The organism is Methanobacteriaceae archaeon (assembly GCA_029219465.1).
Classification (GTDB): Archaea; Methanobacteriota; Methanobacteria; order Methanobacteriales; family Methanobacteriaceae; genus Methanocatella.
The window spans coordinates 71,647-96,598 of sequence record JAQXTL010000004.1; the positions used below are offsets into that span (position 1 = coordinate 71,647).

The 24,952-nt window shown below is 30.7% G+C and carries 30 protein-coding genes; 8 read left to right on the forward strand and 22 right to left on the reverse strand.

Features of this window, described 5'->3' with window-relative positions; genetic code table 11:
- Positions 1-122: 122 nt before the first annotated feature.
- Complete coding sequence (hdrB, locus tag PUD86_01965; protein ID MDD6776050.1) at positions 123-1,010, reverse strand: CoB--CoM heterodisulfide reductase subunit B; 888 nt, start codon at positions 1,008-1,010, stop codon at positions 123-125.
- A gap of 21 nt (positions 1,011-1,031) precedes the next feature.
- The gene (gene hdrC, locus PUD86_01970; GenBank protein MDD6776051.1) at positions 1,032-1,961 is read right to left on the reverse strand and encodes a CoB--CoM heterodisulfide reductase subunit C; all 930 of its coding nucleotides are present in this window, start codon (positions 1,959-1,961) and stop codon (positions 1,032-1,034) included.
- A gap of 186 nt (positions 1,962-2,147) precedes the next feature.
- Here hdrC and PUD86_01975 point away from each other — a divergent pair, with 186 nt between their 5' ends.
- Entirely contained in the window at positions 2,148-2,891 is a 744-nt protein-coding gene (locus PUD86_01975) for an archaeosine tRNA-ribosyltransferase (GenBank protein MDD6776052.1), read from the forward strand.
- Here the strand turns inward: PUD86_01975 and PUD86_01980 are convergent.
- From PUD86_01980 to dph5, 4 genes are all read right to left on the reverse strand, one after another.
- The gene (locus PUD86_01980; GenBank protein ID MDD6776053.1) at positions 2,888-3,304 is read right to left on the reverse strand and encodes a hypothetical protein; all 417 of its coding nucleotides are present in this window, start codon (positions 3,302-3,304) and stop codon (positions 2,888-2,890) included. The two genes, PUD86_01975 and PUD86_01980, sit on opposite strands and share 4 nt — an antisense overlap.
- A 3-nt stretch (positions 3,305-3,307) precedes the next feature.
- Positions 3,308-4,222, reverse strand: coding sequence for a hypothetical protein (locus PUD86_01985; protein MDD6776054.1), 915 nt, complete (start codon positions 4,220-4,222; stop codon positions 3,308-3,310).
- Positions 4,223-4,303: 81 nt separating this feature from the next.
- Positions 4,304-4,462, reverse strand: coding sequence for a hypothetical protein (locus PUD86_01990; protein ID MDD6776055.1), 159 nt, complete (start codon positions 4,460-4,462; stop codon positions 4,304-4,306).
- 357 nt (positions 4,463-4,819) lie between these two features.
- Positions 4,820-5,611, reverse strand: coding sequence for a diphthine synthase (gene dph5, locus PUD86_01995; protein MDD6776056.1), 792 nt, complete (start codon positions 5,609-5,611; stop codon positions 4,820-4,822).
- A gap of 35 nt (positions 5,612-5,646) precedes the next feature.
- On the opposite strand from dph5, the gene PUD86_02000 reads away from it, so the two are divergent.
- Positions 5,647-6,651, forward strand: a complete 1,005-nt coding sequence (locus PUD86_02000) for a class I SAM-dependent methyltransferase family protein (GenBank protein ID MDD6776057.1) — start codon at positions 5,647-5,649, stop codon at positions 6,649-6,651.
- Positions 6,652-6,679: 28 nt separating this feature from the next.
- On the opposite strand, the gene PUD86_02005 is transcribed toward PUD86_02000, so the two are convergent.
- From PUD86_02005 to PUD86_02045, 9 genes are all read right to left on the reverse strand, one after another.
- Positions 6,680-7,144 carry a hypothetical protein gene (locus PUD86_02005; GenBank protein ID MDD6776058.1) on the reverse strand — a complete coding sequence of 155 codons (465 nt, stop codon included), beginning with the start codon at positions 7,142-7,144 and terminating at the stop codon, positions 6,680-6,682.
- Between the two features lie 79 nt (positions 7,145-7,223).
- A complete protein-coding gene (gene mtnA / locus PUD86_02010; GenBank protein MDD6776059.1) occupies positions 7,224-8,153 on the reverse strand; it encodes an S-methyl-5-thioribose-1-phosphate isomerase in 930 nt (309 codons plus the stop codon).
- A 227-nt stretch (positions 8,154-8,380) separates the two neighbouring features.
- Positions 8,381-9,301 (reverse strand): manganese-dependent inorganic pyrophosphatase, encoded by a 921-nt coding sequence (locus tag PUD86_02015; protein ID MDD6776060.1) that lies wholly within the window; start codon positions 9,299-9,301, stop codon positions 8,381-8,383.
- A gap of 117 nt (positions 9,302-9,418) precedes the next feature.
- Positions 9,419-10,285 carry a radical SAM protein gene (locus PUD86_02020; protein ID MDD6776061.1) on the reverse strand — a complete coding sequence of 289 codons (867 nt, stop codon included), beginning with the start codon at positions 10,283-10,285 and terminating at the stop codon, positions 9,419-9,421.
- Between the two features lie 59 nt (positions 10,286-10,344).
- Complete coding sequence (locus PUD86_02025; GenBank protein MDD6776062.1) at positions 10,345-10,905, reverse strand: methanogenesis marker 17 protein; 561 nt, start codon at positions 10,903-10,905, stop codon at positions 10,345-10,347.
- A gap of 25 nt (positions 10,906-10,930) precedes the next feature.
- Positions 10,931-12,169: a methanogenesis marker 15 protein gene (locus tag PUD86_02030; GenBank protein ID MDD6776063.1), complete on the reverse strand. Its 1,239-nt coding sequence runs from the start codon at positions 12,167-12,169 to the stop codon at positions 10,931-10,933.
- A 3-nt stretch (positions 12,170-12,172) separates the two neighbouring features.
- Positions 12,173-12,628 (reverse strand): methanogenesis marker 5 protein, encoded by a 456-nt coding sequence (locus tag PUD86_02035; protein MDD6776064.1) that lies wholly within the window; start codon positions 12,626-12,628, stop codon positions 12,173-12,175.
- 8 nt (positions 12,629-12,636) lie between these two features.
- Positions 12,637-13,107 carry a methanogenesis marker 6 protein gene (locus PUD86_02040; GenBank protein ID MDD6776065.1) on the reverse strand — a complete coding sequence of 157 codons (471 nt, stop codon included), beginning with the start codon at positions 13,105-13,107 and terminating at the stop codon, positions 12,637-12,639.
- On the reverse strand, positions 13,079-14,626 hold the full coding sequence (locus tag PUD86_02045) for a methanogenesis marker 3 protein (GenBank protein ID MDD6776066.1): 1,548 nt from the start codon (positions 14,624-14,626) through the stop codon (positions 13,079-13,081). The genes PUD86_02040 and PUD86_02045 overlap by 29 nt, the downstream gene beginning before the upstream one ends.
- Positions 14,627-14,796: 170 nt before the next feature.
- Here PUD86_02045 and PUD86_02050 point away from each other — a divergent pair, with 170 nt between their 5' ends.
- Positions 14,797-15,495 carry a thermonuclease family protein gene (locus PUD86_02050; protein MDD6776067.1) on the forward strand — a complete coding sequence of 233 codons (699 nt, stop codon included), beginning with the start codon at positions 14,797-14,799 and terminating at the stop codon, positions 15,493-15,495.
- On the opposite strand, the gene PUD86_02055 is transcribed toward PUD86_02050, so the two are convergent.
- The 4 genes from PUD86_02055 to PUD86_02070 are packed head-to-tail and all read right to left on the reverse strand — an operon-like array spanning position 15,492 to position 18,645.
- Complete coding sequence (locus PUD86_02055; GenBank protein ID MDD6776068.1) at positions 15,492-16,031, reverse strand: CDP-alcohol phosphatidyltransferase family protein; 540 nt, start codon at positions 16,029-16,031, stop codon at positions 15,492-15,494. The two genes, PUD86_02050 and PUD86_02055, sit on opposite strands and share 4 nt — an antisense overlap.
- A gap of 6 nt (positions 16,032-16,037) precedes the next feature.
- Positions 16,038-17,012, reverse strand: coding sequence for a methanogenesis marker 2 protein (locus PUD86_02060; protein MDD6776069.1), 975 nt, complete (start codon positions 17,010-17,012; stop codon positions 16,038-16,040).
- A 14-nt stretch (positions 17,013-17,026) separates the two neighbouring features.
- Positions 17,027-18,142 carry a DUF2117 domain-containing protein gene (locus tag PUD86_02065; GenBank protein ID MDD6776070.1) on the reverse strand — a complete coding sequence of 372 codons (1,116 nt, stop codon included), beginning with the start codon at positions 18,140-18,142 and terminating at the stop codon, positions 17,027-17,029.
- The gene (locus PUD86_02070) at positions 18,139-18,645 is read right to left on the reverse strand and encodes a ribonuclease VapC (GenBank protein ID MDD6776071.1); all 507 of its coding nucleotides are present in this window, start codon (positions 18,643-18,645) and stop codon (positions 18,139-18,141) included. Before PUD86_02070 ends, PUD86_02065 begins: the two co-directional genes overlap by 4 nt.
- A 194-nt stretch (positions 18,646-18,839) precedes the next feature.
- Here PUD86_02070 and PUD86_02075 point away from each other — a divergent pair, with 194 nt between their 5' ends.
- The 3 genes from PUD86_02075 (at position 18,840) to PUD86_02085 (ending at position 21,279) form a co-directional block, all read left to right on the forward strand.
- Positions 18,840-19,631, forward strand: coding sequence for a DUF1724 domain-containing protein (locus PUD86_02075; protein ID MDD6776072.1), 792 nt, complete (start codon positions 18,840-18,842; stop codon positions 19,629-19,631).
- Complete coding sequence (locus PUD86_02080; GenBank protein MDD6776073.1) at positions 19,628-20,446, forward strand: DUF1724 domain-containing protein; 819 nt, start codon at positions 19,628-19,630, stop codon at positions 20,444-20,446. Before PUD86_02075 ends, PUD86_02080 begins: the two co-directional genes overlap by 4 nt.
- Positions 20,447-20,772: 326 nt before the next feature.
- Positions 20,773-21,279 (forward strand): MogA/MoaB family molybdenum cofactor biosynthesis protein, encoded by a 507-nt coding sequence (locus PUD86_02085; GenBank protein ID MDD6776074.1) that lies wholly within the window; start codon positions 20,773-20,775, stop codon positions 21,277-21,279.
- A gap of 31 nt (positions 21,280-21,310) precedes the next feature.
- Here the strand turns inward: PUD86_02085 and pyrE are convergent, their stop codons facing one another.
- Positions 21,311-21,835, reverse strand: a complete 525-nt coding sequence (pyrE, locus tag PUD86_02090; protein MDD6776075.1) for an orotate phosphoribosyltransferase — start codon at positions 21,833-21,835, stop codon at positions 21,311-21,313.
- A gap of 5 nt (positions 21,836-21,840) precedes the next feature.
- The gene (locus tag PUD86_02095) at positions 21,841-22,074 is read right to left on the reverse strand and encodes a PRC-barrel domain-containing protein (GenBank protein MDD6776076.1); all 234 of its coding nucleotides are present in this window, start codon (positions 22,072-22,074) and stop codon (positions 21,841-21,843) included.
- Between the two features lie 127 nt (positions 22,075-22,201).
- Here PUD86_02095 and xseA point away from each other — a divergent pair, with 127 nt between their 5' ends.
- Together xseA and xseB are read left to right on the forward strand one after the other, a co-directional pair.
- Positions 22,202-23,728 carry an exodeoxyribonuclease VII large subunit gene (gene xseA / locus PUD86_02100; GenBank protein MDD6776077.1) on the forward strand — a complete coding sequence of 509 codons (1,527 nt, stop codon included), beginning with the start codon at positions 22,202-22,204 and terminating at the stop codon, positions 23,726-23,728.
- Positions 23,728-23,946, forward strand: coding sequence for an exodeoxyribonuclease VII small subunit (xseB, locus tag PUD86_02105; GenBank protein MDD6776078.1), 219 nt, complete (start codon positions 23,728-23,730; stop codon positions 23,944-23,946). Before xseA ends, xseB begins: the two co-directional genes overlap by 1 nt.
- Here xseB and PUD86_02110 read toward each other — a convergent pair.
- Positions 23,936-24,952, reverse strand: coding sequence for an adenosylcobinamide amidohydrolase (locus PUD86_02110; protein ID MDD6776079.1), 1,017 nt, complete (start codon positions 24,950-24,952; stop codon positions 23,936-23,938). The two genes, xseB and PUD86_02110, sit on opposite strands and share 11 nt — an antisense overlap.

Below are 24,952 nucleotides of genomic sequence, written 5' to 3' on the forward strand. Positions count from 1 at the left end.
TTCGTATGTCTACAAACAGAAAAATTTTAGATAAAAAAAAGTTACCATCACTGATAACATAATATATCCAAAATGTGTTTTTAATGTCTAAAAAAAAGATAAAAGGATAAAAATCCTTATATCTATTCACCTAATGCTTTTTTGATAGCAGGAGTTGCATCAATTTGTTGAGCATCGAAGGTTAATTCTTCTGCAGATAATCCCATAGCTAATCCGTATAATTGAGCTAAGTGGAATACAGGAAGTGCAAAGTCAGTTCCGTATTTTTCGTTTACTTCAACTTGACCTACGTCAAATTGCATGTGACAGAAAGGACATACGTTAACAATTGCATCTACACCAGCAGCAGTCATGTGGTCGAGTTTTTCTTTGGTGTAACTGGTAGTTACATCTTTATCTCTAGCTCTTAAACCTCCACCTGCACCACAGCACATCATTTTGTCTTTGTAGTCTACAGATTTAGCACCAGTAATTTCTACAAGGTCATCTAAGATAGATGGGTTTTCAGCTTGATCTTCGATACCGATAGTTGCGGTAGGTTTTAAGAAGTGGCAACCGTAGTGAACAGCAACATTTAAGTCTAAAGGTTTTTCGATGAGGGAAGCTAATTTTTCGAATCCAACGTCGTCTCTTAAAATTTGAGCGAAGTGTTTTACGTTTACAGTACCTTTGAATTCTCTACCAATTTCAGCTAAGTTTTCGTTGATTTTAGCTTTTTTAGCTTCGTCTTCGTGTAACATGTGGTTACATTCGAATAATGAACCGAAACATCCGTTACATTCGGTCATAATGTCTGCACCCATATCTTCAGCAATAGTTAAGTTACGAGCAGCGACAGTAGCCCAAGTTTCTTCATCAAAAGAACCGAATACACCAGGAGCAGGACAACAAGAAGCTCCTTCCATGTCTTTTAATTCAATATCTAATGCTTCAAATAATTTTCTGGTAGCTTTTTCAACACCAGGATAACGGTTGTTCATAATACAACCTAAGAAGTATGCGATTTCCATATTATAACTCTCCTCATAAATCTATTCTTTTAATCCGCCGGTTGCTTCATCGTAACCGATTAATTCATCGAAAGCGGTAATTTTACATAATTTTTGTACTTCAGTTAATGCTTCAGGGAAAGCATGAGTTGTTGGTGGTACTTCAGGAAGACCGATTTTTGCTCTTAAAACTTTAACTTCATCGTTGATAGGTACAGCGTGACCAGTATTTAATACAAATACACCAGTCATTTTGTGAGCTTTAGCCATGTATCCTGCGTGAGCAGCAACGTTACGTGCTTTTTTGATAATTTCAACGATTTTTACGCTTCTGAGACATCTTTCTTGACAGGTGTAACAGGTAGTACACATCCATAAAGCGTCATCGGTGATAACTTCTTCTTTTAAACCTAATAAACATTTTCTGACGATTTGTCTTACTTTATAAGGAGTTCTTCTTCCAGATGGGCATCCTCCACTACAGGTACCACATTGGAAACAGTGTTTTACAGTTTCAATTCCAGCATCAATAAACTCAGCGGTGAAATCTGGATCACGATTACTATCATTTAATAATTCTTTATCAGTTAATAAAGTCATAGTATCTCTCTTTATATTTTTATTTGAGTTTTCTTCAACTTCCTCAACAACATCTTCAACAGTTGTTTCTTCATCTTCAACTTCTTCAACTTCTTCAGCAACTTCTTCTGCCACTTCTTCAGCAACTTCTTCTTCAACTGCTTCTTCAGTTGTTTCAGCTTCTTCTTCAGATGAATCTTCTACAATTTCGATGTCTTTTTTGAAAGTTAAATCTTTTTCACTGTCTTCCTTTACAGGAGCAACAGTTTCTTCCATTTTTGAAGATGTAACTTCGACATCATTAGATGTGTTTGATACATCATTGTTGATGTCTGATTCTTCTTTATCCATATCTCCTTTGAACAAGGATTTAAGACGATTTATTATAGACATTAAAAACACACCTCGGATAATCATTGGACAATATTCCTCAAATCCTTATCTAATATTCTTTAGAAGACCATATATAAAGGTTACTAAAATTTTTAGTAGTGTAATCAAAAAGGTTACAGATAATGGAAAAATTTTTATAAACCTAAAGGAACAATAGTAAAATAAAAAGCAAATAGGAAAGAAATAATGATAAAAAAATTCGAAATTAAATCACATGATGGACCTGGAAGAGTTGGAAAAGTTGATGATGAACTTACACCTAGAATATTTTTTAGCGATGAGTTAAAAATAGCTCCTAGTGAAGGATCAGCACATAATATTGACCGTGAAATTGCAGAGTTTAATGTAAAAGAAACATTAAGACTTGCAAAAGAAAATGTAGATAACTGCGATATTGCTGTAATACAAGGTTCCAAATACATTGATTTAAGAATTGAATGTTTAAAACAATTAGAAGAAATTGGATATAATGGATTTATAATAGCTAATGGTGATGCATTATTAACCAATTCAAGAGAACTTGTTGATGTTATTGTATCTCTTAAAAAAGAAGCTAAAAAAACAAGTTATTTCATTTTCCCTTTTGCAGAATTATCATTTATGCCAATTTTAACATATATGGGAATTGACGGATTTTTAGCAGATGCTGCAAACTATTACAGTCATTTAAATGTTTTACAAACTCCAACAAAAGCATATGACTTAAATAGCTATCCAATTTACGAAGAAATATCTCAAAAAGATTTGGAAAAAAAGAATCTTGAGAATATGGAATTTGTTATAAAAGAAATTCATGCCCATATGAAAAACAGATCATTGAGAAATCTTGTTGAAGAACGTTCAGGAACAACTCCACAAAATATCTCAACTTTAAAAATACTCGATAAAACCCATATGGACTATTTATTAGAGTATACACAATTATTCTAAAATTTTAATGATGAAATAATATTTTTGAACTCGCGTTCGGATTCACCAGTGACGTCCAATGTTCTTAGTTCAAAAATATAAATCTCCTTATTTTCTATAAAAACATATGTATGGATGTCAAAGTTAATTTCAGGAGTATCCATATTTGCATGAACTTTAATTGCATCCTTATCAGCAATTTGAACAAAATCAGAAGATAAAATAACCCCACCATCATCAGAGATTACATCTTCCATGAATATTTTATAATCATCAAGGTTTGTAGCAGTTGGAAATGAAACTGCATTAAGTAAATTGTCCTGGCCTTTAGAAAGAGTTGCAATGCAGTCAGGGTTAGATAACACATCTGCTTTTTCAACTTCCCAGGTTACAGGATATTCGAATGTAATTTTTCCAGTGTTAAATGTTCTCATTGATTATTCCTCTTTTGGTACAATATCAATAGTTTCAAGTTCTTCTTCATCAATAGTGTCAATGTATTTGGAAAATGGTTCTGGAAGCTTTGGCATTACTTCTTTTAATATTTCAGCAGCATCAAGTTCTAAAGCCTGACCAGAAAGTAGCTGTTCAACATCAAAGTCAAAGTTAAACGGTTTAAGCAAGTCATCAGTTGGAACTCTTAAATTAATGTTCTTTTTATTTAAAACCATCTTAAGAGTGCTTGTATTTCTAATTTGCTCATTCATGTCTTCAACAGTGCTTCTTATTTCATATGCAATAGCTTTATTTTTCTCATTTACTTCCATTTTAGATTTTTCAATGGATTTTTCCAAATCTTCAACAAGCTGAGCATTTCTACGGTTAATATTGTCTCTTGCTTCATCAATAACAACATTAATTGCATTTAAAATAGCTTTATTTAGCTCGACATTATAAGCTAAAATCATCTTATTTTTGTAATCCAACTCTTTAAAAATAGCTACTCTTTCATCATCAATTCTTGTAATTTTTTTATTTAACTCATGAATTTCATCTTTAGCTTTAAGGAGTTCATCTCTGTCTTGGATTTGTTGTTTAAGAGAACCAACATCATCAAAAAATGAACTTTTAAGAGTTTGAATCTGATTTTTTAATTCTTCAATCTCAGCATCTTTTGCTTCAAGTGTATGGTAAAATTCATCAAGTTTTGAATCAGAAAATTGATTGTCGAGCAAGTCTTCATATTCACTTTGAGTTAATACTTTTACAAGATCATTATCTTCAAAAGGATCTTCTTTTTTAAGACTTACCTGTTTTTGTTTTGATTCTTTTTCAACTGTATTTCCTTGTTTATCCTTACTAGTATACTTTTTTGTATAAACTCTAACAGTTCTAAGTTCATCAGTTTCCATTTTTGACACCCACTCTATAATAATAAATAGATTGGATTAATTTAAATAGTTAATGATAAAAAAAAGAAAAAAAGAAAAAAATTAGTTTATCTTTTCTTTTTCAATCCATAATAACATTGCTTCTTCAATAGCTTTTGAATACCATCCTGTTTGAAATAACATCTTACTGGAGGCAATTTTGCGAAAATTCAAATCAACATCATTATTGACACTAATAGTAACACGTCTGTTTTGTGACATAAAAATAGATAGTTCTTACAAGTTAATAAATGTTTTAGTACAGTTTTAGGTCATTTTGGTACTCAATACCATATATTGAACCAATAATCAAATTAAATAACAACATTTAAATAAGATTAAGATATAAGTATTATACGATGTGAAAAGAATTTCATATCTTTTAACAAAACATCAATCATTTTATAATCTCAAAAAATGTTAAAATATAATTCATTTTAAGGAGTAGATTCAAACTACTCCACTCCCCCCTCGTTTTTAAGAAAATAAGCAAAATTCTTTATTTTAAAAAATATTGATATAACTAATAATACACAACGTATACAATTTTTAAAAAAAAAAGAAAAAATACCTTGAAGATTAGATATCATCAAGGATTTGAGGATCAGCACCTGCAATTTCAACAAGGTATTCTGCCTCAACAATATGAAGCTTAGATGGAATCACAATACAGTGAAGTGGCCCACCAAAGTCATAGTCAATCAATTCTGAAATTTTACCTGCTTTAACACAGACATCTTTTGAACCTACACGGGCAATACCCATAGCAAGTGTATTTTCATCAACCAAACCTTCACGTTCTAAAGAATCATGAATATTCATTAAATATTCAAGACCCTGATTAACAGTCATATATCTGTCCTTGTGAGCCTGAATATCAAGTAAAACCAAAGTATGTAAGTCCATTTTTAAGTTTTCTTCAATAGCTTCATAAGGAGATTTTGGATAAAAATTATAATCTGGGAAAGGAATAGTAGTCACTTTACCAAATTTGTATCCCTGAAGACCAGAAATAGCCGGTGCAGAAGATAAAATTGAGGAACCATGAATAACTTCATAATCAATTCCCAATTTAGAGCAGCGAACTAAAAAATCACTGTGAGTAGTTGCAATTAACGGGTCTCCACCAGTAATAAGGGCAACATCACTAGTTTTAGCTTCCTGAATAAATTTACTTTCCTCTTCAACTTCTCCCCTAACCAATACTTCGATTTTTTGACCAATCAACTCTTCAATTGCATCAAAACTAGAACCAAATAATCTTGAAGTGAAAAATTCAGCATAAATTTTATCAACATTCCTTAAACATTCCAAACCTTTTAAGGATATATCTTTTTCATCAAATAATCCTAAACCCACTAAATAAAACATATATATTATATAATAATTTAAACATAAAAAACTTTATGAAATGTGTAAAAGTTCCATTAAAACAATTAAATGACACCCGTATAAAATTAATGGAAAATGGTTTAATGAATATGGAATATAGAATAAAAGCCCAGGATGATTTTGGCTATATTCCTATTAATGATGATGTTGGAGAGTATGAAATTGTTGATATTGAGTTAGAACCTCTAAAAAGAGTTCCACACAATTTTGCAGAATTACTCAAAGATGAATTATCACTAGAAGAAATTGAGAATTTAAGAACCTCCTTTGATACAATCGGAGATATTGTGATTTTAGAAATTCCAAGAGATTTGCAGGACAAAAAACAAATCATTGGAGATGCTGCATTTAAATTTACAAAAAGAAGATCCATTTTTATGAAAAAAAGTGCAGTTAAAGGAACAATACGTATCCGTGATTTGGAATTCTTATCTGGAGTAGATGATTCTGTTACAATCCATAAAGAGCATGGAGCAAGATTAAAACTTGATGTTCGTGAAGTATATTTCTCACCAAGACTTGCAACAGAAAGAAAACGTGTAATGGAAAGTGTTAATGAGGGTGAAAAAATATTGGACATGTTTTGTGGAATCGGACCATTTCCTATTGTAATTGCACGTGAAAAGGATGTTGAGATTACTGCAGTTGACATCAATGAATCTGCAATTAAATATTTAGATGAAAATATTCGCCTAAACAAATTGAAAGGTCAAATCAAAACATACTGCGGTGATGCCAGAAAAGTTAGTGATGAGTTTAAAACAAAGTATGATAGAATTATTATGAACTTACCTGGTCTTGCATATACTTTCCTTGACGTTGCAGTTAATTTAATTGAAGATAATGGAATAATTAATTATTATGAGTTTTCTAATTCATATGAACAAGGAATAAAACGCATAACTGATGCTGCAAACGAGGTTGGAAAAAAAGTAGAAATCATCAACTGCAGAAAAGTCAAATCAACATCACCTGGCGAATGGCATGTAGCTATTGATGCAAAAATAAGTGAAATTTAGATGAAAAAAACATCATCTAAATTCTTCATTAAGCCGACCAGGCAGAATATACTTCTTCTCTTATAAATTCAACATCTTCAATTAATAAAACATCTTTTTTAAACTGAGTATCAAGTGAACGATTCTCCAATACATTACAGGAGATTATTTCCTGAAGATAAGCATCACACACTTCAAACTCGGATGGAATTTTATCTGCTTCCCATTTATCCATGATTACGATTTCATCAGAAGACATATATACGTACTTATCTGCTAATGATTCCATCCATTTTAATGTTGTTTTGTTGTATCCTTTATAAAATGAGTTGTTTTTTATATCTTCTGTAATTTTATAAAGCTCAATAGGTCCTTCAGAAGATACATTCAATATTGTTTTATCACAGTCATCTATTGAAGTTCCATTTAACTCATGAGCACCAATTAATGAAATGGAAAAAATAACTAAAACAGATAACATTATGCCCAAAATAAATATTAAATCCCAATCCATCTTAATCACCAAGATATATGTTATTATGGACTAACTATTATAAAAATACATTTAAAAAAAAAAGTAATAGAATTATTGATTAAATTGGGTCAATAATTCCTTTTTCAGTAATAATACCAGTAATTAATTCTTTTGGAGTTATATCAAAAGCAGGGTTAATTACATCAGTTCCTTCAGGACAGATTCTAGCCCCACCATAATATCTGACTTCATCACCATCTCTTTCTTCGATGACTGTGTCAAATATTGAAATTTCATTATCGAAAGTTGAATATGGAGCAGCTACGTAAAATGGAATATTATGATGTTTAGCAGCAAGTGCAACCATAAATGAACCTACTTTATTTACAACACCACCACGTGCAATTCTGTCTGCACCTATAACGACTTTATCGATTTTACCCTGAGACATTAAAAATCCGGATGCTACATCAGGAATTAATTTAACTGGAATGTTTTCCTGTTGCATTTCCCAGACACTTAAGCTTGCACCTTGTCCACGAGGACGGGTTTCATCACAAATTACATTAATATTCTTTCCCTGTTCGTGAGCAGCTCTGATTACACCAAGTGCAGTTCCATAATCTACACAAGCAAGAGCACCAGCATTACAGTGAGTTAAAATAGTGTCTCCTTCATCAATTACTTCAGCACCAAATTTTCCAATAGCTCTATTTGTTGCCATGTCTTCTTCATACATTTTTAATGCTTCACCAAGAGCATCACTGCTGTTTAATACTCTATCAACTGCCCAGAATAAATTAACTGCAGTTGGTCTTGCAGCTTTAATTTCAACAGCTGCTTTGTTTAAATCAACACCCTCAATATCTGCAAGTGCCATTCCAAAAGCTGCTGAAACTCCAATAGCTGGAGCACCACGAACAATCATATCTCTAATTGCTACAATAACATCCTGATAATTTTCACAATAAACATAAGTCAATTCATCAGGAAGTTTTGTTTGATCAATAAGCTTTAATTTATTATCTTCCCATTCAAGTGTTTTCATATTAACACCTTATTTTAAAAAAAGTCTAAATTAAAAAGAAAGCATAATTATATAGTTAGTTTCTAATTTATTAATTGTTTAATAATTATGCTCTTTTTAATATCCAAAAATGGATTTGATTAGAAATGTATTATATAATACACTAAATATTATTTTTTAATGTAATCATATATAAATTTTATAAAAAATCCATCAAAAATCCATTTTTTTCATGAAAATAAAAAAAATTATGCATTTTCAGTCATGATTGGAACAACTTGTTTTTTACGTGAAACAACGCCTTCAAGTAAAACCATGTTATCCACTAATTCAACACCATATGCTTTTTCAACTAATTTTGCATCTTTTCCAAGAGCAATAACTTGTGAGTTACTGTTAACAATATCAGTAATCAAGAGCATGAATAAGTCTAATCCTTCATCATCAATGATTTTATTCATACCTGCTTCCAATTCATCTTTCATTTCTAAGACATCAGGAATACTAGCAGTGTTTACTTGATTAACAATAGATTTAACATCTTTAAAGTCAATTTGTTTTGCATCTAATGCTAAGATTTCTTCAATTGAAAAACTGCTTAAATCAGTTCCAGCTTTGAGCATTTCTAAACCATATTCTTCTGCATCGATTTCTGCAATTTCTGCGAGTTTTTCAACTGCTTTTACATCATCCTCAGTAGTGGTTGGAGATTTTAAAAGTAAAGTATCGGAAATAATGGCAGATACCATTAATGTTGCCATTTCTTTTGTAATTTCAACACCATTTTCTTCATATAATTTGCATAAAATAGTTTCAGTACAACCAACAGGTTCAAATCTTAAGAATAATGGGTAAGAAGTTTCTAAAGCTAATTTGTGGTGGTCAACAACTTTTAAGATGTTTGCATTTTCTAAATTTTCAACAGATTCAGCAGGAGAGTTGTGATCTACTAAAATAACATTAGCACCATCTTCAACACTTTCCAAAAGTTCTGGTGCATCAATTCCCAAGTAATCTAAAATAAATTCAGTTTCTTTATTGATATTTCCTAATCTGTATGCTTGAGCTTCACTGTTGCCTAATTCTTTTTCTAAGTTAGCCATTACTAAACTTGAAGTAATTGAATCACTATCCGGACTTTTGTGTCCAAAAACAAATGTTTTAACCATATTATCTTTCCCCAATAATTAATAAAATAAAAATTATATCAGTTAATAATATTTCTTGTTCATCCATATTTAATATTACTATAAAATATGAAAAAAATAATAAAATAAAAAAAGTATTTAGTAATGACTTTGTGGAGTCATTCCTAAATGATGGTCTTCGCTTTTCTTACCAGGAATACCATATGCATCTGCTCTACATTGAGTACATGCTCTAAATACAGGAATAATTTCTTCAACTTCTTCTCTGACTTTTTCCATCATTGAACAGTCAGGTCTTTGTAAGTCTTTCATTTTTCCTAATGGAATTAATGGTAAGACGTTCATTAAGTTAGCACCACGTTTTTCAACTTCACGTGCAATCTCAACGATGTGTTCATCATTAACTGTAGGTATTAATACAGAGTTAACTTTAACAACTAAACCATTAGCAGCTGCTTTTTCAACACCTTCTAATTGATTTTTGATTAAAATTTCTACAGCTTCACGACCTTTGTAGACTTTTCCTTCGTATTTGATAAATGAATAAATTTTTTCTGCAATTTCAGGATCAATTGCATTTATTGTTACGGTAACAGAGTTTACTCCAAGCTCAGCAAGTCTGTCTGCGTATTTTGGAAGTAAAAGTCCGTTAGTACTCATACATTTTATCAAATCAGGTTGTTCTTTTGCTAATTTTTCAAAGAATTCAAATGTTTCTTCGTTAGCAAGTGAATCACCAGGTCCTGCTACTCCAACAACAGCAATTGGACCATCTGCGGTAACATCATTAATATGAGTAATTGCATCATCAGGATTCATGATACAACTTGTTACACCAGGCCTATCTTCTTCATTGTTGATGTCTCTTGTACAGAAGTTACAAAAGATATTACATTTTGGTGCAACAGGCACGTGTGCTCTTCCTACTTTATCGTGCATTTTTTCATTGAAACAAGGGTGTGCTCTTGTAATGTGTGCAAATCTTGAACCTTTATGTTCTTTCATAATCACATCCTCCTTAAAATATAACCATTGTTATGGTACAGTCGAGTATATAAACTTTTCTACATGCCTTTGTTAAGTTCACCAATATACTCATGTGCTTTCTCAATCCAAGCATCCATAATTAACTCATCAGTAGCAACAACAGCTATAATATCTTCAGTGGACAAATCCTTAATGATTTTGAATCCTTCAGGTAAAATCCTGAATATTGCGTCGTAGATACGTCTTTGTAAGTTTGAATGAGGGTCATCAACTACAAGAGTGTTTAAATCTGTGTGATCTCCACTAATTTCAAGTTGGTATCTATTTGGCTGATAGATTTCATCTCTTGAAAACCTTTTCCATAACTCTTTGAGAATATTTGGAAGGTAGTTTTCGTTATCTACCAAGATAGTTGTAACATCTTTTTGTTTGTTGTACATTAAATTAGCAACATCTTCAAATAGAATAACACTTGAGGTTTTCCTCATTTTAATAGCTAAAACAAATACAGGGTCATCAGGATTAACATAAGCTTTTAAATCCTCAACAGAAGAACCAAGCACCAAATCCTGGAAAATCTGTTTAATGATGATTTCATAAACTTCTGCTCCCTTTTTGTCATAACATTCAACTAACATCAAATCAACCCATTATTTAAATTATTTATTTGTCTTGTCTGTGTCCCATTCCAGATACTAAAAGAGCGCATCCTACAGCACCGATATGTTGAGAGTATTCAGGTACAATAACTTCAATTCCACCTAAAGTTTCACTTACAGCTTCAACAAGTCCGGAAATTAAACTTGTTCCACCTACTTGGATTAAAGGTTCACGGATGTCAATTTCTTGAAGTTGTTGTTCATAAACTTGTTCAGCTACAGAGTGACATGCTGCTGCAGCAACATCTGCTTTTGAACCACCAGCTGCTAATGTAGTAACAAGGTCTTGAATACCAAATACAATACAGTATGAGTTCAAGATAGCGTTTCTCCAGTCTCCTTGTACCGCAAGAGGACCTAATTCAGTAATATCAACATCTAACCTACGGGAAGTCATATCCAAGAATCTTCCGGATGCTCCTGCACAGATACCACCCATGGTAAAGTTATCAGGAATACCATTGTTTACGGTAATTACCTTGTTATCCATACCACCAATATCTAATACAGTAGCTTCGCCTTTTTGACGGTCAGCCAAGTATACTGCACCTTTTGCGTTAACAGACAATTCTTCCTGAACAAGTTCTGCACCGAATTTTTCACCCATTGTGAATCTACCATAACCAGTAGTTCCAAGACCGTCAATATCTTTCCAGTCATATCCTGTGCCCTCAAATGCTTCAGCAGCTGCAATTTTTGCAGATTCAATGATATCTTTGGTAGAAGTCCAACCAGTTCCGATAACTTCATTGTTTTCCATAAGAACTGCTTTTGTAGTTGTTGAACCTGAATCTAAACCAAGAGTAAGTCCTTCTTGTTTTTCACGAGCAAGAATGTTTCTACGAGTAACAGTAGTAGTTAATGCTTCCATACGGATGAACAATTCATCAGCTTTTGTTCTTTCAGTAAATGAATAGGTAACTACAGGAATACGTGTGTTGTTTTGAATAAATCTTCTTACTTCATTTCTAACTAATGCTGCTTCTGCACATCTAAAACAGGTTGCAATAAATACTGCATCAGGTTTACATCTTCCTTCAACAATAGCCATTGCTCTTGCAATCATTAATTTTAAACTTGAACTTTGAGCTGAAAATCCGAATTTTTCATAGGATTCATCAATGTAATCTAAATCAATTTCTGGAAGAATAATTTCAGAACCAAATTTGTTTGCTGCTTTTTCAATTTCCTTTTGAATTCCACTATATTCTGTTCCACATGAAACTAAAGCAATTTTTACCATTATTTATTCCTCCTCAGTAGTTTTATCAAGGGAATCAATAAACTCGTTAATTGAATTCACCATAACATAAGTTTCATCTTGATTATCAGGGTATTTTAATTCTAAAACTGGAATACCTTTGTTTCTAAGTAAAAATATTGATAATTCGTTAGTTCTTGCACAACCAACACAACCGAAACCATATGGAGCACCGTCAACAACAATAGCTGCTTCAGCTTCGTCTATGAGTGGTCCAATAATAGACATTCTTCCACGTACACCAGAAGGCACTTCAATAGCTGCGTATTTAAGTCCTATAAGTGGGTCTTCTTCGGTAATATTCATTGGTGGAGAATCAATTTCCGGGTCTTTAATTTTTTGTCTAATTTGTTTTTGAAGAACTAAAGGAGTGTGACCTTTTCTTTCAATTAAGTCTGCTAAAATTAATGAATTTGGAGGATATACAGCGATTTTAACCATAATTTCACCTATTCTTTTTTATCTAAACATTCATCTAATATTTTTTTAAATTCGTCAACAGCAAGTGGTTTTTTCTCTTCGATTTCAACTTCTTTAGGATTTTCTAAAGCTTCTGAGACAAAACCAAGTATTTGAAATTCTTTTTCCATTTGATGGAAACCTTCTCTTGGACCAAACCTATGACCTCTGCATCTTCTAGGGTCTCCAGGTGCAAATCCTCTTTCTTTTGTGAAAATGTGATTTGGATCAAGTTTTCTAATCTCTTCAATAGCTTTGTAGACATCTTCACTTTTTCCACTAATCATTGATCCATAACAGGTATTTTTAATTGTGAGTGGTAAATCAAGCATGTGAAACTCATTTACAACTTGTTGTTCGCTTACATGAGCTCCAGGACCGATAAAAATCATACGAGTAATTACGTCAGGATCCCAGTCTTCACTACCTAACTCAGGACTCATTGTTAGATTCTGCAACATAAACTACAACTCCTTCTTTTAGTTTTTCAAGATGATCATAATCTGATGTGATATCACCAATTATATTTGTTGATTCAAAGTTTTCTGCAGTAGGTCCGAATTCTACGTTATCTTCAAATCTAACACCGATTAAACCAACACTTTTAGATGCCATGTTGGTAATTCCGATTTGACCTCTGATAACTTTGTCAACAGGATTGTTTTCAGGAATTAAACCTTTAGCAGCTTTTTTGTCTCCTTCAAATATTACAATATGCATTCCAGGAACAGCAAAGTGGATTTTGATTTGACCCACAGGATTTTCCAAAAGTCCAGATAATAACTTGAAGTATCTTACAGACCTTGGTGCATTATCTACAAATTTAATTGTACATAAGTCTTCTTTCTTAATAGCTTTAGTTGTAACTTTTCCTTCTTTTAAAATGTCAATTGTATGTTTAGGAGTCTGCTCGACAATTACTGCATCATCATCTTCAAGTCCATCGATTATATGTTCAACACCAGCTTCACTTAAGATATTTTTAACTTCAGCCTGGGTTTTATTTAATAACATTAATCTTTCTTGTTCAGATTTAACAGTGACAAATTCTCCTTCTTTTGCAATGTCAATAAGTTCCATACCATTTACTATATGTCCAACAGTAGTATGGTTTGGAGACAATACTCTATTTTCACGGTAAATGAAAAGTTTTCCAACACCTACACCATCATTTCTAATAGTGAGTGTACCTCTATTTCTTTTTGTGATGTGTTCTTTTGGTTTTTCAAGACCTGCAAGTTCATAAAAACCTAAGAATGATTCACTGTCGTATGAAACTTTAATTTTACCATCTTTAACAAGTGCAAATAAATGTTCCACACAAATTGGAGATTCCTCATCAAATTCAAATGAGATATAAGTGTACAATTCATTATTTTCTTCTAAAACAGTATTTAAGTCAGAAATTGCCGCACTATCAGTGGTTACACTTCTTTCAATAATAGGTTCGATACCTGTAATTACATCATCCTCAGTTAAATTGTCCAAAGTCTTTTTACCACCAATGACATGAGCGAAAATACCTTTGTTGTGCTCAGGTACACTGTAGACATTGGTTGTATTTTCTTTAAGCAATATTAAATGAGTAGATTCATTACTAAAACCTGATAAACTTAAAACAACATCTCCCTCATAATATTTATGTTCATCTGAAGTAGGTTCAAGATCAGTTACAACAGGACCAATAGCAACTTCAGTTGTAGTGGACCATCTAATACTTAAATCAACAAATTCATCATATTGATTCTTCCATAAATCAACAAGAGGTTTTGCTTCTTCAGATTCGTCTAATTGGATAACAATGAACCCTTTAGTAGTTTTAATTTTATATTTACTAATATTTTTTTCAAGTTCTTTTTTACCTTTAATTAGACAGACAATACTACCAGGAGTATATGGAGCATTAGTTTCTTCAATTACATCTTGAATTGTAGAACCTTCTGCTACATTAAATTCTTCACCATTAATTTTAATTAACATATAATCTCCCAATTAAAAATTTCAATAATAGTTTATATTTATAATCTTTTTATATATTAAATTTATTTGACAACACCAAAATTATATTAACACATAATGATAACAATATCTTAAAGGAGGAAAAATAAATGGAGATAAAAAGGAAGCATATTTTTTCTTTAATGATAATTTTGATTATTGCAGTTTCCACCATTTCCATGGCAAACGCTTATGTCGGAACAGGATTTTCACATGATATTCCGTCTTCAAAATATGATGGTCTTTCCGCATCAGATATTTTAAATAGCTTCAATAATACTGAATGTCATGTTGAAGAAAGTGCAATATGTACCAAAGTTGTTGATGGGGACACAATATACTTGGATAATGGTAAAAAAATACGTTTTGTTGGAGTAAATACTCCTGAAAGAGGTGTTGAAGGTTATATTACATCAAAAAACTTTGTTCAGAAGTTATGTCTAAACAAAGAGGTTGGAATTGACATTGATGATTCAAAACACAATGACAAATATGGCAGAACATTAGCTGTTGTTATTGTTGATGGTAAAAATCTCAATGAAATGCTTTTAAAAGAAGGCCTTGCCGAAATTATGTATATGCCACCTAGTGAGTTTAATCCATACAACTGGGGAACTGGAGACACTCATGTAGATACAACACACAGCTCTTCTCAAAGTGCACCTACAAGTGCACAGTCAACAAGTTCATCTGACGCTGCAAAATACATCGGCAATGCTAACTCTGGAAAATTCCACGTTCAGGATTGTACTGCAGCTAAAAAAATGTCTGAAGCAAATAAAGTATTTTTTGAAAGCAGAGACGATGCAACTAATCAAGGATACACACCATGTAAAATGTGCAATCCTTAACTTTTTTTCTTTTTTAATATTGATTTTTGATTCAAATCCAAATCACTGCTTAAAATCATGATAAATAGCACTTCAATGGAAGCTATTAATGCCACCATACAAATAAAGTATAACACATTGCCTGATGAGAATAAAAGCATTAAAAATGGAAGTAATACAAGCACTAATCCAGCTAACTTGTTTAAATAGGTATGGTGCATTGCAAACTTATTAAATTTTACAAATCCGATAAGAATTGAGCTTATTCTAATTATAAAAATAACTGCAATAAATAATAAAATTCCATAGTCAATATTTAAAACTGGCCATAAAACAAAAAGGAATGCTAAGAAAAATATAACATCTGCAATTGAATCTAATTTAGAGCCAAAAACAGTTTCATTTTCACAAATTCTTGCAATATATCCGTCAAGAATATCGCTTAGGCCACATAAAATAAAAATTATAAAAAATGAAACAGACAATGGCTTTGAAAACAAAAGTAAAAAGGATAGAAAAATCCTTGAAACTGAAATATAATTAGCCAAATGTCTCATAGATAATCATCTAAAAATAAATACTGGATTTTCTTCTTGGTTGAAAACTTCAGCCTGTTCATCTTTATAGTTTAAAAACAAACTGTTTGAATCAGTTACTTCACCAACAACTGCTGCTTCAATTGAATAATCGGCCAAGTATTCTTTGATGAATTCACATTTATCTTCAGATGCAGTAAAAACAAATCCAGAACCAGGATATGATCTAAGCCAGTCAGCCCAGCTTAAAGTTTCGTTTCTTGGAATGTCTTCTAAATTAACAACAGCTCCTTTTTTAGAGGTTTCAAGAAGCATTTCTAATGTTCCTAAAATTCCAGGATTTGAAATGTCTTTTCCGGATTTGATGTAATCATGTTCTGCAAGATATTGAACTGCAGTAATTTGGTCCCTTACAATTTGTGCATCTTTGTCATAGGTAGTGTCCCAGTTTAAGTTAAACATTTCATGAGGTTTGCCGTCCAAATCAATTGCTACAATTACTTTATCTCCAACTTCTGCTCCAAAACTTGTTATAATTTTATCTTTTTGAGCAATTCCAACAATAGCTACACCTAATGAGTCAACTTCACCGTCAGGATGTAAATGACCTCCAACCATCGGAACTCCAAATTTTAAACATCCATCCTTGATTCCTTTTAATAAATCTTCATAAATATCATCATTGCTAATAGACATTATGTTAACCATAGCTAACGGTTTTCCACCCATTGCTGCAATATCATTTACATTTACTAAAACAGAACAGTATCCTGCCCAGTAGGGATTTACATTCATGATATCTCCCCAAATACCATCAGCAGCAATAAGCATTACCTGATTATTTCCAATATCTATAGCTGAAGCATCATCACCAATATCAATAACAACATCACCAGAAACGTTATATGACTCTTCTAAAAGAGAAATTACATTATTGATTGAACTTTTACGAGATACTCCTTTAAATTCTTGAATTTCTTTAACAAGGTTTTTAAAATCCAAAGATTACACTTCCTTTAATTAATATAATTAATTTTATATTTGCAATTAATATCTTTTATTATTTCAATTATTTTATCGCGAACTTCACCAATATCAGAATAGTCCAAAGATTGCTTGGAGCCGTCAAACATTATTCTTTTAATATTTTGACCAACAATATCATCAAAACCACTTTCAACCTCAAAGATGATAGAATTTTTAACCTTAAATCCATCTTCCACAACCTTGTCCAAATCTCCATCAGTTATACCAATTATAGGTATATCAAATCTGTATAGAATATCAGAAGAAATCAAAGTAGTGTCATCACCAACAGTAATAACCACAGATGAATCTCTAAACTGATAGACATCTTCACCAGCATGGTCTAAAAATGTAATTTTAAAATCTTCAGACTTATCTGATGAAATAACGCGAGGATTAACTTTTGCATGTCTTAAAAGTCCAGTTTTTATAATAGCTGATTCAAGGTCAACTTCGCCCAATTTTTCAAGACCGTGCTGTTTAAGCTCACCACCAACAATATCTACAATATGATTATCCTTAGCAATTAATGTAAGCTTATCTGAGTTTGTTTTACCTATAACAACACTGTTAACCATTATGTTTTCACCAGGACTTACTCCATGAACAATTCTTTGATTAACACTAGCATCATCCTGTTTTATATGTTTTTCATATACTTCCTCAGGACTTACAACTGACAAATTAAGTTTTTTGGAAAGCTCATCAACAATTTCCAAATCATTGTTCCATGGTATAATACTACCATCAGCCTCACCAGGCCTTTCGATTTGAATAACTGGAATATTATTATCAGCAATTTTATCTGCATAATGATTATAAACTTTATATCCAAAAACCTGTCCTGTAACATCAGATTTTCCATAGTTAAGTAAGAAAATCAAATCAACATTATCATCATAAAAGATTTTTAAAGAATCACTTGGAACTAGTTTGCGAGTAATATCAATAACATCTTCCAAACTTGCATCAATAACAGCAGTACGGCCCATTGTACCACCAAGTCTTACTGAAACATCCCCATAATTTTTAATTAAGTTGATTAACTTTATAGCATACCCAGAATCAATAATATTTGGACCATGAACAACAATACCTATTTTCATTTGTTCACCTTAATTCTTTTTTTATAGATTTTTGATCCACAAATTTCACAGTCATCAAAAGGATAATCATCACCATATTCCTTTTTACAGCCTTCACAAACCTTTTTCCAGTTGTAAATTCCTTTAATACCCTGTGTCATAACACCAGAATAAGGAATATTCATTATTTTTAAGGTATTTTGAATGGAATAATCATCACTGATAAGTTTAACACTGCGCCCTTCTTTTTGAAGCGTATATGCAAGCGCAATCAATTTTTTATCCGGAAATGATAACCTTAAAATATCACCAGATTCAGATATAATTTTATTAACACAATTTATATACTCATCTGGCACATCTTGTATAGTTAATTTACACTCATCAATAGCCATGTCTAGTGCAAGTCTAGATTGAAAATCCTTAATTTCAGCAGTGATTTCAGGAATGGTAAAATTGTTGTTTGTATTTAATTTAAAACCATTGATAAAAGCAGAAGCATCTAATATATAACAAATTTCCATGTAATTATATTAAATTTTATGAATTAATAAAGGTTAGTGATTGAAAATAAACTTGAAAATTAAGAATAAATCTTTAAAGCAATATTAAATCATTTGGAAGAGTTTTGGGATAAATTTGGGATAGAATTGGAAAAATCTATTTAAATTTCAATTGAAAAATTTGATACTATCCAAAAAATTGGAGGAAAATAAAAATGAATATTCAAAATGAAATTAATACTGATATCAAATTTCTTGCAAAATCAGAAATTCGATTGAAAATATTAAGTGAACTACAAAATAGCCCAAATAGCGTCCATGAACTTGTTAAAAAGACAAAAATAACTTATAGTTCTGTTTCAAGCAATATATCAAAGTTGGAGCAGAATAACTACATAAAAAAGATAAAATCTAAGTATTATCTAAATCCAATGACTGAAATATATTTTACAACACTTATGGATTTTAAAAAAAGTGTTGAAGTCATAAACGATTATACTGAATTTTGGGATAAACACGATTTGGATCAAATAAACATTGATTCATTGAAAAATATCACAGACTTGAAAGATTCAAAATTGATTGAAACAACACCACTCGACATCTACAAAACCCACAACACCATCAAAGACCAAATAACCAATTCAACCTCACTAAAAGCTGTATTTCCATACCTTCACCCAGAATATCCGAAATTAATTGAAAATATTCTAAAAGAAAATGGAAATATTGAATTGATAATACCTAAATCAATTTATAATGCTATTACATCAAGCATTAATTCAAAAATAAAACAGCAAGCATCAGCACAGGAAAGATTAACAATATATCCTGTTGATGAGGATTTAAAAGTATATTTAACAATATGTGATGAATCAATTAGTTTTGGATTATTTAAAAATGACAAAAGCTTTGATCAAAACAGGATTCTTATTTGCAATAGCGATAAATCAAAAAACTGGGCTGGAGAACTATTTAAAAATATTAAGCATGATGTGATAAAATGACCAATATTAAAACCAAAAAAGAACTAAATGACGAATATCAAAATGTGAAATACATTTTAACCTCTGGAATGAGAACCAAACTGCTATTATCACTTTATGAACATTCCAAGAAACTTGAAGAAATAAGAAATGACTTGAAAAAACCATCAGCAACCATATTACATGGACTTAAAGAGCTGGAAAATAAGAATTTAATTAGAAAAATTCAAAAAAACTATGAATTAACATCAAACGGATATATTCTTACTACAAATATGATAAAGTTAATTGAAAACTGGAATTCAATAAATAAAAATAAGCAGTTCTGGAATAACCATGATTTGTCAGATATTCCTGAAGAAATGTTAAAAGACATCTATTTATTAAAAAACGCAGAATATGAAACTTCAACAACCAGTGATTTATCAAATGCATTTAATCAATACATAAATCATCTATCAAACTCAAAAGAAGTAAAAATTATTCTTCCAATTTACTCAGAAAATCATTTTAGACATATTTTAGATTTTTTAAATGATGATAAGTTATCTAAATTAGAGTTAATTGTTGGTAAAAAGATTCAAGAATCCATCGAGCAAAATGATGATTTGAAAAAATCATTACTTGGAAATGAAAAGGTATGTGTAAAATGCATCGAAAAAGATTTGAAATTATTTTTAAGTAGCTGTGACAATTTTATGTCCCTTACACTATTTTTAAAAGATGGACATTATGATGATTCACAGATATTAATTGGAAAAGATGAAAATGCCAGAAAATGGGCTTCAAGTTTAATTCAATATATTTTAGACAAAAATGGAGTTGATCATAGTTAATACAGAAGTACTTTTAAAACTAAGCGAAATCAAAAACAAAGAACTTTCAACATTACTGATTGGAAGAAAAGGTGGGATAACTACAATCAAAATAACAGACATGATTTTACATAAACCCAGTAATGCAAATCAATTATCAAAAATACTCGACTTAGACTATAAAACAATAACATACCACCTAAATCTGATGATAGAACATAACTATGTCGAAAAAGAAAAAGTCACACATAGCTATGTATACTATCCTAGCAAAAAATTATATAATTGCATAGAAGAATATAGTTTAATAAAGAATTTTCTTAAACTAACTATGAAAGGTATGAAAAATGAAAAGTAAAACAGCAAGTGAACATCAAAAAATGTCTTCAAAAGACATTACTTGTGGAATAATTACTCTAAGTGACAGTAGAAAATCAAAAAAAGCAGATTTGTCCGGACAGTACATGGCTGAGGAAATTGAAGCTAGATATACTTTAAAATCCAGAAGCTTAATTCCAGATGAAAAAGAAGACTTGATTAATTCTATTGAAGATATGATTGCTGATAATACTGACGTTATTTTAACAACTGGAGGAACAGGGCTTGACCCTCGTGACATCACAGTTGAAACAGTAGAATCCCTTTTTGAAAAAAAACTTGATGGCTTTGGGGAAATGTTTAGAAAAAAATCTTATGATGAAATTGGTGCTGCAGCACTTCTTTCAAGAGCAACAGCTGGAATTTACAAAAAAACAATTATTTTTTCCATGCCTGGCTCTCCGAATGCAGTTAAAACTGCATTTAGCATAATTATTGATGAACTTCCCCATTTTGTCCATCATGTAAAAAAATGATGAAATTTAATTTCATCATTAATTATTTATTTTAAAAAAAATCTTTAACACTGATTAAAGGTTCTAATGTAATACCTTCTTTTTCAAATGTTTCAATAGCTCCTTCTTCACGGTCCACTACAACAAAAGCTCTTTTTACATTACCACCATTATCATTAATAGCACGAATAGCTTTTAGAAGTGATCCACCAGTAGTTGAAACATCCTCTACAACAATAACATTGTCTCCTTCATTTAATTCGCCTTCAATAAGTTTGGAAGTACCATAACCTTTCTTTTCTTTACGAATCATTAATAAAGGAAGTTTGGATTCAAGAGAAACAGCAGTAGCTATTGGAACTGCACCTAATGCTGGACCTGCAACCTTATCAATATCATCTAAATCAATTTTTTGTGTAATTAATTTTGAGATTGTAGAAAGAATTTCAGGTTCAGTAATAGCTTTTTTCATGTTGATATAATAATTACTCTTTTTTCCAGAAGATAATGTGAAATCACCTTCAAGAAATACACCGTTTTCTTTTAATAAGTCAATTAAATATTCTTTAGAAGTCATATGAATCAGAAAATGTCATCTTCGCCTTTGAGTAAAACTTTATCTCCCATTGCTTTTACCAATTCAATAGGAACAATGTTTTCACTAGATTTAATTTGTTCTGAAAATCCTGTTTTTTTAATTACCAAATCAGTAATTTCAAAAGTATCTTTATCAAAAATTACATCTGAAACTTTACCTATGATTTGAATTTCAGAATCGAGAACTTCTTTACCAAATACTTCGTCTTTAATTCTCATAAAAAACACCTTATTAGTAACTATTAAATTTTCAATTTAAATATATTTCTAATATTTGGAAAAATAACATGCTAAAAAGTATTTATCATAATCAATATAATAACAATATTGATTTAAAGGTGAACTTATGCAGGAAAAAACATTCACTGTAACTGAAATTAATAATTACATCAATAAAAAATTGAAGATGGATCCTAAATTGAAAAATATTTATGTAAAAGGTGAAATTTCCAATTACAAATCATATCCCCGTGGACATGACTATTTTACACTAAAAGATGAAAAAACCCAAATTTCAGCAGTGATGTATAAACTCAATAAAAAGAGATTTCTTAAATTCAAACCTGAAAATGGAATGAAAGTAATTATTAAAGGAAAAATTGAAGTTTATCCTCAAAATGGTAATTATCAGTTATATGCAACAACAATGACTGAAGATGGAGTTGGAGATTTACATATTGCATATGAACAATTAAGAAAAAAGCTTGAAAAAGAAGGAGTATTTGACAAATCCCACAAAAAAGAAATTCCAAAATATCCAAAACGAATTGGAGTTGTAACTGCAAAAACAGGTGCTGCAATCAAGGACATTATCACAACAATCAAAAGAAGATATCCAATTTGTGAAATCTATATTTTTTCAACACTTGTTCAAGGTCAAGACGCACCAAATCAAATAACCTCCCAAATAAAACGTGCACAAAATTATGATTTGGATACACTTATTGTAGGTAGAGGTGGAGGAAGTTTTGAGGATTTAAATGCATTTAATGATGAAAATGTTGTACGTGAAATTTATAACTCAAAAATACCTGTAATTAGTGCTGTTGGACATGAAACTGACTTTACACTAGTTGATTTTGTTTCAGATAAAAGGGCTCCAACACCAACTGCAGCAGCAGAACTTGCTGTTCCAAAACTTAGTGAAATCCAGTATAAAGTTGATCAGCTTGCATATACGGTTAACAACAATGTTAAAAATAGATTAAAACAACATAAATCCAAATTAAATCATATTGTGGAAAAACAAATCTTTAAAAACCCAGAATCAATTTATCAAATAAAACAAATGCATTTGGATAATCTGATTAGTAAGCTTGATTACTCATCAAAATCAATTATTTCAAAAAATAAAACAAAGCTATTGGAATTAGAGCATTCTGTGATTTTTAAAAACCCACAAACATTATACGAATCAAAACATATTAGACTTGACCAGTTAACCAATAAATTGAACTATGTTTCAAGACAATTATTATCAGATAACAAAAACAGGTTAGAAAGAGTTGAAAACTCACCAATATTCAAAAACCCTCAATCAATGTATCAAACAAAAGAAATAAAACTGGATAACATTGTAAATAAATTAAACTACACATCAAAAGAGATAATTTCAAAAAATAAGAATAAATTAAGTCAATTGGAAAATAGTCCTGTTTTAAGAAATCCTAAAATGATAATCAAATCAAAAGAAGAGCAGTATTCAAAAAATATTGCTAAACTAGAAATTTTAAATCCACTTTTAACATTAAAAAGAGGATATACAGTTACAAGAGTTAATGATAAAGTAATTTCCTCATCAAAAGATGTGAAAAGTGGTGACGAATTAGATATTGAATTTAAAGATGGAAAAATTAATACAAAGGTGATATGATGGAAAATTTAAGTTTTGAAGAAAGTTTAGAAAAATTAGAAGAAATCGTTAACAAATTAGAAAATGGGGACGTTCCATTAGATGATGCAATTGAAGAATTCAACAATGCAATGCAATTAGTTAATGTATGTAATAAGAAATTAAGTGCTGCAGAAGAATCCATTGCAAAAATTGTAAAAGAAAACGGAGAAATTGTAAACTTTGAAATTAACGAATAAAATAGTTAATCCAGTAATTTAATAATTCCTTTATTGGATAACTATTACAATTTTCATCCACTATTTTTTTAGCAAGACCGAATGCTTCTTTTTTGTTAATCAAACCACAGTCAACTTCATCAAATAAGTTTAAAACAGAAGTTGCAATAGCTACATTTTCAGGTTTTTTCATATCTTTTTGTAATTTACTTATGAATTGAAACTTGTCATAGTCTAAATCATTATAAAAATCATTAATATCCAGACTATAGCGATTTAACCTGACAAGAACATTAGCCTGTGATTTATTTGTAATCCACACCTGTTTACCAATAGCTTTTGTTACTGATTCAATTACTGCTTTTGCAATAAGCTCACCCATTTTTGAGTGCTTTCCTGCGTTTGTTATAACATCGTCTGAATCAGTATTTGAAAAAATACATAAACCATCAGTTCCAGTTCCTGTTGCATAACCATTAGAGTATTGTGATGGTATTTTTAAGTTGTTCATAGCTACTGTTTTTGCTTCAGTTGCACACATAAATGCTTCTACAAGAGTAGATTTTGATAAATTAACATTGGTTAGCAATATTGTATTGATAGTTCCAAAATGAAATTCACCATTTTCCTGCCAGTATGATGCTGGATCACCTGCTTTTGAAGAATTTGTCCTAACTCCTGCAGTTGATATAGCTGTGACTTCAACATTCTTATATTTTTTTGATACAATACTCAAATTATTCATTTCAGCTAACGTAATTAGTCCAGTTGAAAAATTTGAATCAATATCCATTAACTTACATTCATTTATTAGATAGTCACAAACATCATGGTTTTCAAGATAATCTATTCTATCCTGAGACAGATGTTGGTTAAAAACAGATTTGTACAAATCACAAGTTCCCCCATTAAGCTGTGAGGAAGATATTCCATTGCGATTATGTTTAAAAGTAACTAAAACAGTATCTTTTAAATAAAAGACCTTATCATCAATAGATGTTTTAAAAATAAGTCTATTTGAATACAT